This is a genomic window from Caballeronia telluris (assembly GCF_001544495.1).
Lineage (GTDB): Bacteria > Pseudomonadota > Gammaproteobacteria > Burkholderiales > Burkholderiaceae > Caballeronia > Caballeronia telluris.
Window position 1 is genome coordinate 616547 of sequence record NZ_FCNZ02000001.1, and the last position, 14492, is coordinate 631038.

14 protein-coding genes and 3 riboswitches are annotated in these 14492 nt (G+C 66.4%); of the genes, 7 read left to right on the plus strand and 7 right to left on the minus strand.

The features are described from left to right. Positions 1–14: 14 nt before the first annotated feature. Complete coding sequence (ppk2, locus tag AWB66_RS02825) at positions 15–911, minus strand: polyphosphate kinase 2 (protein WP_087628709.1); 897 nt, start codon at positions 909–911, stop codon at positions 15–17. A 248-nt stretch (positions 912–1159) separates the two neighbouring features. Here ppk2 and lhpI point away from each other — a divergent pair, with 248 nt between their 5' ends. Together lhpI and AWB66_RS02835 are read left to right on the plus strand one after the other, a co-directional pair. Then, positions 1160–2092, plus strand: coding sequence for a bifunctional Delta(1)-pyrroline-2-carboxylate/Delta(1)-piperideine-2-carboxylate reductase (gene lhpI / locus AWB66_RS02830; protein ID WP_087628710.1), 933 nt, complete (start codon positions 1160–1162; stop codon positions 2090–2092). An 85-nt stretch (positions 2093–2177) separates the two neighbouring features. After that, positions 2178–2462 (plus strand): hypothetical protein, encoded by a 285-nt coding sequence (locus AWB66_RS02835; protein WP_087628711.1) that lies wholly within the window; start codon positions 2178–2180, stop codon positions 2460–2462. A 49-nt stretch (positions 2463–2511) separates the two neighbouring features. On the opposite strand, the gene AWB66_RS02840 is transcribed toward AWB66_RS02835, so the two are convergent. Further along, on the minus strand, positions 2512–3066 hold the full coding sequence (locus AWB66_RS02840) for a histidine phosphatase family protein (protein ID WP_087628712.1): 555 nt from the start codon (positions 3064–3066) through the stop codon (positions 2512–2514). 42 nt (positions 3067–3108) lie between these two features. Next, positions 3109–3232: riboswitch (cobalamin riboswitch) on the plus strand. Positions 3233–3268: 36 nt separating this feature from the next. Here AWB66_RS02840 and AWB66_RS02845 point away from each other — a divergent pair. Continuing rightward, positions 3269–3505: a CbtB domain-containing protein gene (locus AWB66_RS02845; RefSeq protein ID WP_087628713.1), complete on the plus strand. Its 237-nt coding sequence runs from the start codon at positions 3269–3271 to the stop codon at positions 3503–3505. Between the two features lie 11 nt (positions 3506–3516). Beyond that, positions 3517–4287 (plus strand): CbtA family protein, encoded by a 771-nt coding sequence (locus tag AWB66_RS02850; RefSeq protein ID WP_087628714.1) that lies wholly within the window; start codon positions 3517–3519, stop codon positions 4285–4287. Here AWB66_RS02850 and AWB66_RS02855 read toward each other — a convergent pair. The 5 genes from AWB66_RS02855 to cobA are packed head-to-tail and all read right to left on the minus strand — an operon-like array spanning position 4284 to position 7690. Then, entirely contained in the window at positions 4284–4580 is a 297-nt protein-coding gene (locus AWB66_RS02855) for a DUF1289 domain-containing protein (RefSeq protein WP_235020951.1), read from the minus strand. The two genes, AWB66_RS02850 and AWB66_RS02855, sit on opposite strands and share 4 nt — an antisense overlap. Continuing rightward, positions 4577–5875, minus strand: coding sequence for a cobyrinic acid a,c-diamide synthase CobB (locus tag AWB66_RS02860; protein ID WP_087628716.1), 1299 nt, complete (start codon positions 5873–5875; stop codon positions 4577–4579). The genes AWB66_RS02855 and AWB66_RS02860 overlap by 4 nt, the downstream gene beginning before the upstream one ends. Before the next feature lie 14 nt (positions 5876–5889). Further along, positions 5890–6492, minus strand: a complete 603-nt coding sequence (cobO, locus tag AWB66_RS02865) for a cob(I)yrinic acid a,c-diamide adenosyltransferase (RefSeq protein ID WP_087628717.1) — start codon at positions 6490–6492, stop codon at positions 5890–5892. Then, on the minus strand, positions 6489–6911 hold the full coding sequence (locus AWB66_RS02870; RefSeq protein ID WP_087628718.1) for a cobalamin biosynthesis protein: 423 nt from the start codon (positions 6909–6911) through the stop codon (positions 6489–6491). The genes cobO and AWB66_RS02870 overlap by 4 nt, the downstream gene beginning before the upstream one ends. Continuing rightward, positions 6908–7690 carry a uroporphyrinogen-III C-methyltransferase gene (gene cobA / locus AWB66_RS02875; protein ID WP_087628719.1) on the minus strand — a complete coding sequence of 261 codons (783 nt, stop codon included), beginning with the start codon at positions 7688–7690 and terminating at the stop codon, positions 6908–6910. The genes AWB66_RS02870 and cobA overlap by 4 nt, the downstream gene beginning before the upstream one ends. A 158-nt stretch (positions 7691–7848) precedes the next feature. Next, a riboswitch (cobalamin riboswitch) is annotated at positions 7849–8087 on the minus strand. A gap of 56 nt (positions 8088–8143) precedes the next feature. Then, positions 8144–8440: riboswitch (cobalamin riboswitch) on the plus strand. A gap of 105 nt (positions 8441–8545) precedes the next feature. Here cobA and cobW point away from each other — a divergent pair. The 3 genes from cobW to AWB66_RS02890 are packed head-to-tail and all read left to right on the plus strand — an operon-like array spanning position 8546 to position 14407. Further along, positions 8546–9640, plus strand: coding sequence for a cobalamin biosynthesis protein CobW (gene cobW, locus AWB66_RS02880; protein ID WP_087628720.1), 1095 nt, complete (start codon positions 8546–8548; stop codon positions 9638–9640). A 4-nt stretch (positions 9641–9644) separates the two neighbouring features. Beyond that, on the plus strand, positions 9645–13403 hold the full coding sequence (cobN, locus tag AWB66_RS02885; protein ID WP_087628721.1) for a cobaltochelatase subunit CobN: 3759 nt from the start codon (positions 9645–9647) through the stop codon (positions 13401–13403). After that, complete coding sequence (locus tag AWB66_RS02890; protein WP_087628722.1) at positions 13400–14407, plus strand: magnesium chelatase ATPase subunit I; 1008 nt, start codon at positions 13400–13402, stop codon at positions 14405–14407. Before cobN ends, AWB66_RS02890 begins: the two co-directional genes overlap by 4 nt. Positions 14408–14492: the final 85 nt, after the last annotated feature.

Genomic DNA, 14492 nt, shown 5'->3' on the forward strand with positions numbered 1-14492 from the left:
GGCGGCGCAACGCGTCAATACACTTCCGGCACGATCATGCTCTCGGGCACCGGCTGCCGCAGATAATCGTCGTTGTACACGCGCGCTGGCAGGTCGATCGCGGGATGCTCGATCTCGTGATACGGCACCTGGGCGAGCAGATGGCTGATGCAGTTGAGCCGCGCGCGCTTCTTGTCCACAGCCTGCACGACCCACCACGGCGCTTCCGGAATGTGCGAGCGCTGCAGCATGATCTCCTTCGCCACCGTATAAGCCTCCCAGCGCCGACGGCTCTCCAGATCCATCGGGCTCAGCTTCCACTGCTTCAGTGGATCTTCGATACGCGCCTGAAAGCGCACTTCCTGCTCGTCGTCGGTAATCGAGAACCAGTATTTGATGATCTGGATGCCACTTCGCACCAGCATCTTTTCGAACTCGGGCACCGAGCGGAAGAATTCCTCATACTCTTCGTCGCTGCAAAAATTCATCACGCGCTCGACGCCCGCGCGGTTGTACCAACTGCGGTCGAACAGCACGATCTCGCCGCCCGCGGGAAGTTGCGACACGTATCGCTGGAAGTACCACTGCGTGCGTTCGCGATTGTTCGGCGCGGGCAGTGCGGCCACGCGGCACACGCGCGGATTGAGCCGCTGCGTGATGCGCTTGATCGCGCCGCCCTTGCCGGCGGCATCGCGCCCTTCGAAGATCACGACCAGCCGGTGCCCCGTATTCACCACCCAGTCCTGTAGCTTGACGAGCTCGCCCTGCAGCCGGAACAGCTCGCGGAAATAGAGCTTGCGCAGCGCGCGCGATTCCTCGGTGAACGCGCTTTCGCCGTCGAGCAGGCGATCGTCCAGTTCCATTTCGAGTTCTTCGTCGTAGCTGTCGATCAGATCCGCTTCGAAGCGGCGCTGCCTGTCTTGCGAAATCATGATGGGCTCCGTTGATGTACTGGCGCACGGCGCGATCCGGCTTGCGATCCGGCGGGACGGCCGATTGTCCCGGTCGACGGTGTCAGGCGTGTGACGCGCGCCGTATTGGGGTCGATGCAAGGTTCAGCGCGCTTTGCGCGACTAAGCAGCATCGTACTTCGACGCGGCCGGCATCGCATCCCATCCTTCCCGATGCGCGCCGGTCGGTAGAATGGGCCGTTCCCTGTCCAGCCCGAGGCGCCCTCACGATGACCAGCACGAAAGCCACCGCCATTCCCGTATTCGACGAAACCGAGACCGCCCGGCTCTTGCCCTACGATCGCCTCGTGGCGACGCTCGAAGCCACGATGATGGAGTACGCCGATGGCCGTATCGCGAGCCCCGAGCGCATGGTGGTGCCGCTCGCCGAGGGCGCGGTGATGCTCTCGATGCCCGCGAGCGCGCGCGACCTCGCGATGCACAAGCTCGTGAACGTGTGCCCGCGCAACCGCGCGCTCGGCCTGCCGACGATCCACGGCCAGGTTACTGCCTTCGACGCGTCGACGGGCGTGCCGCAATTCATGCTCGACGGACCCACGGTGACCGGCCGCCGCACGGCCGCGGTGACGATGCTCGGTATCCGCAGCCTCTTCGGCCCCGCGCCCGGCGAGGTGCTGGTGATCGGCACGGGCAAGCAGGCGATCCACCACGTCGAGGCGCTGACGAGCCTCTTTCCAGCGGCGCGCGTCCTGATCGCGGGCTCGCAGCCTGCGCGCGCCGAGGCGTTTTGCGCGGCGCATGGTGCGTTGTCCGCAAATCTGACGCCGCTTGCCGGCGACGTTCCCGATTCCGTCGACGTCGTCATCACCGCGACCACCAGCAAGACGCCGGTCTACACGCTCGCGGCACGACAGGGGCGGCTCGTGATCGGCGTCGGCGCGTTCACGCCCGACGCGGCGGAAATCGCGGCGTCGACGGTGCTCGGAAGCGCCGTCTACGTTGACGACCCTGCCGGCGCGCGCCATGAAGCAGGCGATCTGATCCAGGCGGCCATCGACTGGAACGTCGTGCAGCCGCTCGTCAAAGTCCTTCGCGACGATGGCACCCGCGGCGCGCGGCCGCTGTTGCTCAAGACCGTCGGTTGCGCCGCGTGGGACCTTGCGGCATGCCGCGTCGCGCGCGATGTGTTGTCGGAACACTGAGCGCGCTCGCGGTCGTTGCGTCATTCGTCGCCTGGAATGCTCCTTGCTCACATCCGAACCCAGTTGCTTTGAACTGGATTGGACAATGAACAGTCGACACGACAAATGGGCGCCGTCGCCCGCCGCTTCATGGGACGCTGCGACCGTGAGCCTCGACCGCGCGACACCGCCCGCGGCCTATTTCATCTCCGTGCTGGAACTGGCGACCGGCGAAAAGCTCGGCAACGACGAGCGCCTGCGCGCCGTCGCGATGCTTGAGGCGCAGTTCGGCTCGGGCCGCCCGCGCACGCTGTCGGAGGCGGTGCGCATTTGCGCGGGTGCGATCGATTCGTCGACGCTGCAGCGCATGGCGCGCGGAGCCAAAGCGTAGATTCTTCATCAGCGCGTAACAAACGCACGGTTTGCTTAGCTAACCGCGTTCAGCACGCTCGCACGCGCAGGCGCCAATGCGCCTCGCCGCCGACGATCCTGACCGGCGCGAGCGGCTCCAGGTCCATTGCATAGACCGACGCGATCGGCGCGTCCAGCACGCGCGCGAGCATGATCTTGACCACGATCGCATGCGTGACGATGACATGCGGCTCGCCGCGCGCATAAAGCTCGAGCCCGCTTATCACGCGTGTCGCAAGCTGCTCGATGCTTTCCCCGCCATGCGGCGCGCTCGAAGGATCGGACAGCCACGCCGCGAGCCCTTGCGGGTCTTCGTCGTGCACGTCCCGAATCGAACGGCCGTGCCATCGACCGTAGTCGAGATCGGCGAACGACAGATCGACCGACGCATCCGCTGAGATCGCGGCCGCCGTTTCCCGCGCCGGCCGCGCCGGCCCCGTGACGACGCGCCGTCCGTTCATCCCCAGCCGGTTGGCGAGGTCGCTGCAATCGGCCGGATCGATCGGGTCGTCGCGCGAGGGAAAGATGCCCGCTTTCGTCGCGTGCGTCGCGGCGTGGCAGAGCAGGATCAACTCAGTGTTCATGTCTGAATCCTCCGTAGACGCTTTACTTTGCCGTCGATCCTCCTAGAATGGCAAGCTTGCAGTGCGAGGAAGTCGGTGAAAACCCGGCACGGTCGCGCCACTGTGAGCGTGTGTGCCGATGCGGCGCGCGCGCGAGTCAGACCCTCGCTGCATTCTTTCCTTCCTCTTGATCTGTTGGGACGCGCATTCCCTGGAGAACGACATGAATCCTCTCGCAGCTTCCGCTCATGGCGGCGCCGCCGTTTCGCCCGCAAACGATGCACCAATACCCATTCCGGTGCGTGACGTGCTTCCCTGGGCCATCTTCATCGGCCTCATTCTGCTCATCGCGATCTACTTCGTCGGCGCGGAGCAGGGCGCGACTTCCATCTTCTCGGGCACGTACATCCACGAATTCGTCCACGACGGGCGCCATCTGCTCGGCTTTCCCTGTCACTGAGGACGCGCACGATGATTCGCAATCTGTTGATACGCGGCATGATCGCGGGATTGATCGCGGGCCTCATCGGCTTCGGGTTTGCGAGGACGTTCGGCGAGCCGCCGGTCGCGCGCGCCATCGCGTTCGAAGCGCAGCACGAGCATGCGGAACATTCGCACGATCACGCGGCGGCGGGCTCAGCGCACAACCACGGCGATGAAGAGGAACTCGTGAGCCGCGGCACGCAGGCGGGACTCGGGCTGCTCACCGGCGTCGCGGTGTTCGGCACGGCGCTCGGCGGGCTGTTCTCGCTCGTCTTTGCCTTCGCGTATGGACGCCTCGGCGCGTTGCGCGCACGCGGCACGTCGGCGTTGCTCGCGCTCTTCGGATTCGTGAGCGTCGCGGTGGTGCCGTTCATCAAGTACCCGCCGAATCCGCCGGCAGTCGGCGATCCGGAGACGATCGGCGCACGCACGGCGCTTTTCTTCGGCATGGTCGCGATCTCGATTGCTGCGGCGGTGCTCGCCGTGTGGCTGCAAAAGCGCATGCGCGCGCAGCATGGCGGTTGGAACGCGACGTTGATCGCGGGCGCCGTGTATATCGTGTTGATCGCGATCGCACAGTTCGTGCTGCCTTCCATCGACGAAGTGCCGGCGGACTTCTCCGCCTCGCTGCTGTGGAACTTCCGCGTCGCGGCGCTCGGTATTCAGGCGCTGCTCTGGTCGACCCTCGGGTTCGTCTTCGGCGCGCTCGCCGCGCGCGAGCTGGAACGCGCGCCGTCGCGGCGCGTGGCACACGCTTAACGCTCGATCGGCGGGCCGATCGAATCGACAGGCGGCTCGTCGAGCCGCCTTTTTTCATGCCGCTCGACGAGCGTATCGAAGAGCGCGAGTTTCGCCGCATCGTCCATCGTCTTCCACGCCTTGATCTCCGCGCGATTCCTGAAGCAGCCTTCGCAGAGGCCCGTCGGCTGAGCGAGGCGGCACACGTTCGTGCAGGGCGAGCCGATCGGCTGCTGCGATTTCGCGCGCGCGATCGTGAAGGCGAGTTCGAGCGGCGGTTCTTTTTCGACGATCGTTGCAGGGGTCATTGTCATAGGGGTTCGCCGCGAAAGAGCGCGGCTACGGCAGCCGGATTCGACGGCCAGTAAGCGTGCATGTAGGTCGCGGTGACCGGTCCGTGCCGGTACAGCGCTTCGCCCGCCGCGCCGGTGGTCGCGTGCGTCGCGGTCAACAGCGGCTGCATCGGCGTGGCGACGCTCGAATAGTGGAACGTGTGGCCGGTCAGCGTGCCGCGCGACATTTCGATGCGCTGCATAGCGAGCCGCGAAAGGCGCGGCTGCATCGCGGCTTCGCCGGGGATGAGGCCGAGCATCGCGTGCTGCGTGCCGTCGAGGGTCTTTAGCGCATCGAGCAGATAAAGCATGCCGCCGCATTCCGCTACAACCGTTCGTCCGCGCTGCGTGTGCCTCGTGATCGACGCCGCCGTGCGCGCATTGCGCGCGAGCGTCACCGCGTGCAGTTCGGGATAGCCGCCGGGCAGATAAAGCGCGTCGGCATCGTCGGGCACGGGTTCGTCGGCGAGCGGCGAGAACGTTTGGATGCGCGCGCCCATCGCGTGAAGCAGGTCGAGGTTCGCAGGATAGATGAACGAGAACGCGGCATCGCGCGCAATGGCGATGCGCATGCCGTCGAGAAGACGCGGCGGGTTATCCAGCGCCTGGTCCTCGAATGCGACCGCGGGCGGCAACGCGTGGAGCGCAGTGTTCGCGATGGCGTCGGCTGCGCGATCGAGACGCGCGTCCAGATCGGCGATTTCCGCCGCCTGCGTCAGACCGAGATGGCGGTCGGGCAGCGCGATGCCGGCGGCATTCGACAGGTGCCCGCAATAGCGCAGGCCTTCGGGCAACGCTTCGCCGACCATCTGCGCATGCCGCGCGGACGCCACCTTGTTCGCGAGCACGCCATGAAACGGCAACTCGGGACGATAACGCGCGAGCCCGAATGCGACCGCGCCGAAGGTCTGCGCCATGCCGTGCGCGCCGATCACGGCGAGCACCGGCACGCCGAACGCGATGGCGAGATCCGCGCTGCTCGGCGTGCCGTCGAAGAGACCCATCACGCCTTCGATCAGGATCAGGTCGGCCTCGCGTGCGGCATCGCTAAGCAACGCGCGGCACGCGTCGATTCCCACCATCCAGAGATGCAGCGAGTAGACGGGCGACCCCGACGCGCGTTCGAGAATCATCGGGTCGAGGAAGTCGGGACCGGTCTTGAACACGCGCACGCGCAGCCCTTGCCGCGTGTGATGGCGCGCGAGTGCGGCGGTGACGGTCGTCTTGCCTTGATGCGAGGCGGGCGCGCTGATGAAAAGGGCGGGGCAGGTGTGCATCGGAACGATCGCCTTCAGTACTCGACGCCGCGTTGCGCCTTCACGCCCTGCTCGCGATACGGATGCTTGACGAGCCGCATCTCGGTGACGAGATCGGCGGCTTCGATCAGCGCATCGGGCGCATGACGGCCGGTGACGACCACATGCAGCGTCGCGGGCCGCGCGTTCAGTACGCCGAGCACTTCATCGAGCGGCAGGTATTCGTACTTGAGCACCGTGTTGAGTTCGTCGAGGACGACCATCCGATACTCACCGCTCTTGATCATGTCGCACGCGGCGTCCCAGCCCTTCCTCGCGGTGGCGATGTCGGCCTCGCGGTTCTGCGTGTTCCAGGTGTAGCCGTCGCCCATCGTGACGAAGTCACAGTTCGCGATCGCGCCGAGGAAATCGCGCTCGGACGTATGCAGCGCGCCCTTGATGAACTGCACGACGCCGAGCTTCATCCCGTGGCCGAGCACGCGCACGGCCATGCCGAACGCGGCCGTCGTCTTGCCCTTGCCATTGCCGGTGTTGACGATCAAAAGACCCTTCTCGTGATCGGCGGCGGCCTGCTTCTTCTCGTGGCCTTCCTTGCGACGCTGCGTCATGCGCAGGTGCGATTCGGTATCGGTTTTCATGCGTGGCTCTTCGAATGATGAGATGAGTGATCGGCGGCGATGGCGACGCTCACATCGTCGACGATCGTCTTCGGCACGACGATGCGTCCCTCGTGCGACGCGAGCAGCGCGCACGGTTCGCAGACCCCGCCGACGCCCAGATGCTTGCGGACCTGCGCGGACGCCGACGCGCGCGTGTCGACGCCTTCGATCTGTTGCGCCGTGAAAAGCTGCAGCGTCAGGCGATGGCGTTCGCAGAACGCGAGCAGCGCGGCTTCGTCCGACTTGCCTTCGATGCTTGCTACCGCGCGCACGCTGGCGAGCGAACGCGCGCCGGGCGCATCGAGCGCATTGAGTGCAGTCTGCACGGCGGCTTCGATTTCCTCGACGCTCACGCCGCGCCGGCAGCCGATGCCGAGCACGATGGAAAGTGCCGTCATGACGTGCCCGCCATTGCATCGAGCGCGCTTGCGATGCCGAGGCCCACCACCGATCCGATCACGACGATGGCGGGCGCGCCGAGCGAGGCCGCCTTGACGGCATCGGGCAGACTCGCGAGCGGCGCACGCAGATGACGTTGTTCGGGGCGCGTGGCCGCTTCGATGGCAGCGGCGGGCGTGTGCGGATCAAGGCCGGCCGCGATCAGCGCCGCGACGATGTCGGGGAGCCGCCGCATGCCCATATAGATGACGAGCGTCATTTTTGTCGCGGCGAGCGCGGCCCAGTCGGGTTCACGGCTGCCGTCGCCGCTGCCGGCATCCTTGCTCGCGCCGTGCCCCGTGACGAACACGACGCCCATTGCATGATCGCGATGCGTGAGCGGAATACCGATGGCGGCCGGCGCCGCGATGCCCGCGGTGATGCCGTGGATCACGCCGACCTGCACGCCCTCGGCGGCGAGCGCCTGCATTTCCTCGCCGCCGCGCCCGAACACGAACGGATCGCCGCCCTTCAGGCGCGCGACGCGGCGTCCCGCATGCACGTGCGCGAGCATCAGTTCGAGGATGACGGGCTGCGGTGTCGAAGGCTGGCCGCCGCGCTTGCCCACGTAGGTGATGAGCGCGTCGGAGCGGGCGAACGAAAGCACGTCTGGGTTGACGAGATCGTCGACGAGCACGACGTCGGCTTCCGACAGCGCCCTGACGGCCTTGAGCGTCATCAGTTCGACGTCGCCGGGGCCTGCGCCGATCAGGTCGACGCGGCCTTGCGGCGCGGTCATGCGGCACCTCGCCGGTTCGGGCGATGGCGCCATGCAGGTTCCGCACGTTCGCGCGCGATAGCTGGATTCATGTGATGCGTCTGGGATGCACTGCGCACCGCGGATCCGTCCCTCGCGGACGCGGGCGTTCGGCCGAGGCAACGGTGCGATGCACGCGTTGCCTGCCACTTGCGCTGGCCGGTATCCGGGCTTGCGACCTCACTCCGTTCGCCTTCCCGCTCGTTGCCTCGCAGTGGCCGTGAAAAGAATGCGCGGCAGGTTGAGCCGCTGGTCGCGTACCGTTGCGGGGACAGCACAGATTGGCACTTGGCCCTGGGGCTATTGTGCTCCTGTTTCCCGTTTGACTATGCGGGCCTCGACGAGCCGCGCATGAGCACCAGACGCGGGTGGAAAGATAACACAGGAGGGGCGCGGGAAGGGGCGTCCTTTCTTGACGCTCGTGCGCTTGCAGCCTAGACTTGCTCGCATTCTGGTGCTCGCGCGCGTTGCTCTTTCGCGCGCGGTTAAACGGGAAGCAGGAAGCGTCCGGTCCGCCACGGATCGTCGCCAACCTGCGCTGCCCCCGCAACGGTAAGCGAAAGCCGCACGTCGCGCATCGTATCGATGTCTCGCGCGCGGCCATGCCGGCTTCGGTGCACGTGCGTTCGCCGCATCTGCATTGCTCCACTGCGCGTTTGTCATGCCCATCGCGCGGGAAGGTGAAGCGGCGTTTTCGTCAGCCCGGATACCGGCCAGACAACAGAACGGATCGCCGTCGCGGGGATGCGGCGCGGTTCAATTCCTCACGATGCCTGGCGCTTTACGAACCACACGTATCGCCACGGCGCAAGCAGCAGAACACTCACGGAGCAACGGATGCAGACGCGCAAAATCCCGGTGACGGTTGTAACCGGCTTTCTCGGCAGCGGCAAGACCACGCTCATGCGGCATATCCTCTCGCACGCCAATGGTCTGCGCATTGCAGTGATCGTCAACGAGTTCGGCGAGCTTGGCATCGACGGCGAGATTCTCAAAGGCTGCGGCATCGGCTGCGAAGACGAACCGTCGTCGGGCCAACGCAATCTCTATGAGCTTGCGAACGGGTGCCTCTGCTGCACCGTGCAGGAAGAGTTCTATCCGGTCATGGAGCAGCTCGTCGAGCGACGCGATACCATCGATCACGTGCTGATCGAGACGTCCGGGCTCGCATTGCCGAAGCCGCTGGTGCAGGCGTTCAACTGGCCGTCGATCAAGAACGCGTTCACGGTCGATGCGGTCGTGACGGTCGTCGACGGACCGGCTGCGGCGAGCGGCCAGTTCGCGGCGGACCCGCAAGCCGTCGATGCGCAGCGTCGCGCCGATCCGAATCTCGATCACGAATCGCCGCTGCACGAGTTGTTCGAAGACCAGCTAGCGTCGGCCGATCTCGTGATCCTCAACAAGACCGATCTCATCGACGAAGCCGCGCAGGCCAAAGTGGCAGCGCTGATTCGCGGCGAGATTCCGGCCGAGGTGAAGATCGTGCCCGCGCACATGGGACAGCTCGACCTGCATGCGCTGCTCGGGTTGCAATCCGCGTCGGAAGACACGATCCACTTGCGCCACGATCACCACGGTTCGCCCGATGAAGAAGGCCACGCCGATCATCATCACGACGACTTCGATTCGGTCGTCGTGAGCGCGCAGGTCGAGTCGCGCGAGCAGGTCGTCGCGGCGTTGCAGATGCTTGTCGAAGCCAACACGATTTATCGCGTGAAGGGTTTTGCCGCGCTGCCGGGCGCGCCGATGCGGCTCGTCGTGCAGGGCGTCGGCAAGCGCTTCGACAGTTACTTCGACCGTCGCTGGGAAGCGGGCGAAAAGGCCGAAAAGGGCGAAGCGAGCCGGTTCGTGCTGATCGGCGAGGATCTCGACCAGCCCGCGTTGCAGGAAGCGCTGACGTCCGCGCTGTCCCGCGTCCCGGCGCAGGCGTAAGGCGATGCATCTGCTGCGCACGACGCCGGGCGGATTCGTCGATGACGCGGCGGGCGTCATGCGCATCGAGCAGACACCCGCGCCGATCGTCGTGCTGAGTTCCGCCGACACGACGCTCTCGCTGCTCGCGAGCGCGGTGCCGCGTCTGGAAGCGGGCTTTCCGGCGGTGCGGCTCGCGAACCAGGCGTTCCTGCGCCAGCCCGCGTCGGTGGACTTTTACGTCGACGATGTGTTGCGTCATGCGCGCGTCGTGATCGTGGACCATCTCGGCGGCGAAGCATACTGGCCCTACGGCATCGAACGCATCGTCGCGCTCGCGAAGCGTGAGAAGCAGACGCTCGTGATGTTCTCCGGCGACCTTCAGGAAGACCCGAACCTCGTCGCGAAGAGCACGGCCGATCCCGCGTTCTGCCACCAACTCTGGCGCTATCTGCGCGAAGGCGGCGCGCAGAATGCGGAAGAGTTCCTGCGCGCGATCGGTCATCGCGCGTTCGGCTGGGGCCGCGAAGCACGTGCGCCGAGCGCGTTGCCCACGGTCGCGCTCTATCATCCGGCGCGCGACGTCGCGACCATCGACGACTGGCGCGCGCGCTGGACCGAAGGCGCGCCCGTGGTGGCAATACTCTTCTATCGCGCGCATCTGCAATCGGGCAATACGGCCGTATTCGATGCGCTCGTCGGCGCGCTCGAAGCCGAGGGCATGAATCCGTTGCCGATCGCGATGTCCTCGCTGAAGGACGCGGTGAGCCGCGAGGTCGTGCAACAGTTGTGCGCGGATCATCGCGCATCGCTCGTGCTGAATACGACGGCGTTCGCCGCCGGCGTGATCGACGATCCCGCGCCGTTCGAACTGGCAGGCGATGCGCCGGTGCTTCAGGTGATCCTGAGCGGCGGCAATCGCGACGACTGGCTGAAGGACAACCACGGTCTGAACTCGCGCGATGTCGCGATGCATGTCGCGCTGCCCGAAGTCGACGGCCGCATCATCACGCGCGCGATCAGCTTCAAGGGGCTTGCGTATCACTGCAAGCACACGCAGGTCGATGTCGTGCGCTATCAGCCCGACCACGAACGCGTGCGCTTCGTTGCCGAACTGAGCCGCCGATGGTGTCATCTCCGATCGACCGCGAATGCGCAGAAGCGCGTCGCGTTGATCCTCGCGAACTATCCGCTTTCCGAAGGGCGCATCGGCAACGGTGTCGGGCTCGACACGCCGGCGTCGGTCGTCAACATCATGACGATGCTGCGCGATGCGGGCTATCGCGTCGGCCCGCTTCCCGCCGACGGCGACGCGCTGATGCGCTCGCTGACCGAAGGCGTGACCAACGATCCGGTCGTGCGCGACCTGCGCCCCGCGCTGCAAAGCCTCGCGCTCGACGACTACCTCGATGCATTCCACAAGCTCCCTTCGAATGTGCAGCAGGAGTTGAACGAACGCTGGGGACCGCCCGAAGCAGACCCGGCCGTTCGACGCGGCCGCTTCATGATCGCGGGCTGGCGTTGCGGCGAAGTGTTCGTCGGCATCCAGCCCGCGCGATCGCGCGAACGCGGCGACTACGCGAGCTATCACGATGCGGAGCTCGTTCCGCCGCATTCCTATCTCGCGTTCTATTTCTGGCTGCGCGGGCGTTTTTCCGCCGATGCGATCGTGCATGTCGGCAAGCACGGCAATCTCGAATGGCTGCCGGGCAAGAGCATGGCGCTCTCCGGTTCGTGCTGGCCGGACCTGACGCTCGGACCCATGCCGCATCTGTATCCGTTCATCGTCAACGATCCGGGCGAGGGCAGCCAGGCGAAACGCCGCGCGCAGGCGGTGATCGTCGATCATCTGATGCCGCCGCTCACGCGCGCCGAAAACTACGGCCCGTTGCAGGACCTCGAACGGCAGGTCGACGAATACTACGAGGCGCTGATGGTCGATCCGCGCCGCGCGAAGCTGCTGCGCAAGTCGATCCTCGAAGGCATCGTCGCGCAACGGCTGCACGAAGAACTCGGGCTCGCCGCCGCCGATGACGACGCGCTCCTCACGCGCACCGACGCCTATCTCTGCGAATTAAAGGAAGCGCAGATCCGCGACGGCCTGCATACGTTCGGCGCGTCGCCGCAAGGCGTGCAGCGGCGCGACACGCTGCTCGCGCTCGGCCGCTTTCCTGTCGGCGATGCACAGGGCGCGAACGCGAGTCTCCTCACCGCGCTCGCACGCGATCTGCAACTCGGCGACGCCTTCGATCCGCTCGATGCCGACTGGGCCGCGCCGTGGACCGGACCGCGTCCCGCCGCGCTGCTCGACGTGACGGAGGCGGCGTGGCGTCATCACGGCGACACGCGCGAGCGTCTCGAACTGCTCGCGACGACGCTGCTGGAAGCGCCCGACACGACGGACGCATGGCCCGCGACATCGCTCGTCCTTGAGCGCCTGCAAGGCGACCTGCTCGCGCGCCTGGATGCATGCGGTCCGCAAGAATTGACGCAGCTTCGGCGCGGCCTCGAAGGGCGTTTCGTGCCGCCGGGCCCGAGCGGCTCGCCTTCGCGCGGACGCCCCGACGTGCTGCCGACCGGCCGCAACTTCTACTCCGTCGACACGCGCGCGCTGCCGACGCAAGCGGCCTGGTCGATCGGCCTCAAGTCGGCGAATTTGCTGATCGAGCGGCATCTGCAGGATCACGGCGACTATCCGCGCGCGGTCGGTCTCTCGGTGTGGGGGACGGCCACGATGCGCACCGGCGGCGACGACATCGCACAGGCGCTCGCGATGATGGGCGTACGCCCGAAGTGGGCCGCGGGCAGCCATCGCGTGACCGACTTCGAGATCCTGCCGATCACGATCTTCAACCGTCCGCGCATCGACGTGACCTTGCGCGTGTCGGGCTTCTTCCGCGATGCGTTCGCGAACCTCATGCATCTGTTCGATGCCGCCGTGCAGGCGATCGCCGAACTCGACGACGAGCCCGAGGACCTCAACCCGATCCGTGCGCGTATCCTGCGCGAGCGCGATGAGCTGGTCGCGCGCGGCGTCGACGCGAAGGAAGCGCGTGCGCGTGCCGGCTGGCGCGTGTTCAGCACGAAGCCCGGTGCGTATGGCGCGGGCCTCCAGGAACTGATCGACGCGAAGCAATGGCAGGACGACGGCGACCTGTCGCGCGCGTTTCAGAGCGCGGGCGGCTACGCGTATTCGCAGGCCGGCGACGGCATCGATGCGCGCGAGACGTTCGGCGCGCGGCTCGCGGGCATCGATGTCGTCGTGCAGAACCAGGACAACCGCGAGCACGACCTGCTCGATTCGAACGACTATCACCAGTTCCAGGGCGGCATGGTCGCGGCGGTCCGGCATCTGTCGGGTGCGCAACCGGAGGCGTATAACGCCGATCACAGCAACCCCGCCGCGCCGCGCATCCGCACGCTGAACGAGGAGATCGCGCGCGTGATCCGCTCGCGCGTGGTGAACCCGAAGTGGATCGACGGCGTGAAGCGGCACGGCTACAAGGGCGCGTCGGAGCTGGCGGCCACCGTGGACTATCTGTTTGGTTACGATGCGACCGCGCGCGTGGTGTCGGATCATCAGTACGCGCTCGTCACCGATGCCTACGTGAACGACGCCGACACGCGTTCGTTCATGCAGCGCCACAATCCGCACGCGCTGCATTCGATCTGCGAGCGCCTGACCGAAGCGATGCAGCGCGGTCTGTGGCAACACCCCGGCGACTATCGCGCGCAAGTCGAGCGGCATCTGCTCGACGCCGAACAGCAACTCGAAGGCCAATGACCTTGAACGACTCTTCCGTATTTCCCTTTGCCGCGCTGGTCGGCCAGCAGCCGTTGCAAGAGGCGCTGTTGCTCGCCGCCGTCGATCCGGCGTTGGGCGGCGTGCTCGTCACCGGTCCGCGCGGCACGGCGAAGTCGACGGCGGCGCGCGCGCTCGCCGAACTGCTGCCCGAAGGCCGGTTCGTCACGCTGCCGCTCGGCGCGAGCGAGGAACAACTGATCGGCACGCTCGACATCGAAAGCGCACTGCGCGACGGCGGCGTGAAGTTCTCGCCCGGTTTGCTCGCGAAGGCGCATCGCGGCGTGCTCTATGTCGACGAAGTGAACCTGCTGCCGAACCCGCTCGTCGATCAGTTGCTCGACGTCGCGGCGAGCGGCGTGAATACGATCGAGCGCGACGGCATCTCGCATCGGCATGAAGCGCGCTTCGTGCTGATTGGCACGATGAATCCGGAAGAAGGCGAACTGCGTCCGCAACTGCTCGACCGCTTCGGCCTCGCGGTGGAACTCGGCAATTGCTTCGAGGCGCCGGTGCGGCAGCACATCGTCAAGGCGCGCCTCGCGTTCGATACCGACAGCCAGGCGTTTCGCGATCGTCACGCGCGCGAGCAGGCGGCGCTCGCGCAACGCATCCACGAGGCGCGCGCGCAACTCGCGAGCCTCGATTTCGACGATGCCGTCCACGCGCGCGTGAGCGAGCTTTGCATCGCGGCGCAGGTCGACGGACTGCGCGCCGATCTCGTGATGCTGCGCGCGGCACGTGCGCTCGCGGCGTTCGAGGGTGCGCGTGCGATCGACGTGGAGCATGTGGAGCGTGTCGCGCAAGCCGTGCTGAAGCATCGGCGGCGCGAGGGCGAGAAACCGCAACAACCGCAGTCGCAAGGGCATGCAAACCCGCAAGCGAACCCGCGAGCAAACGACGCGGACTGGGGCTATCTGCCGCCCGAACCCGTCGAAACCGCGACGGTCAAGAACGTCAGGCCGTTGCAGCCAAAAAAAGCCTGAGCCATCGAAGGCCGGAGCCGGAAGCCGAGGCAGGCCGCCTTCGATGGCTCGAATCGCAGTCGGCGGGACGCACGATCACGCGCGA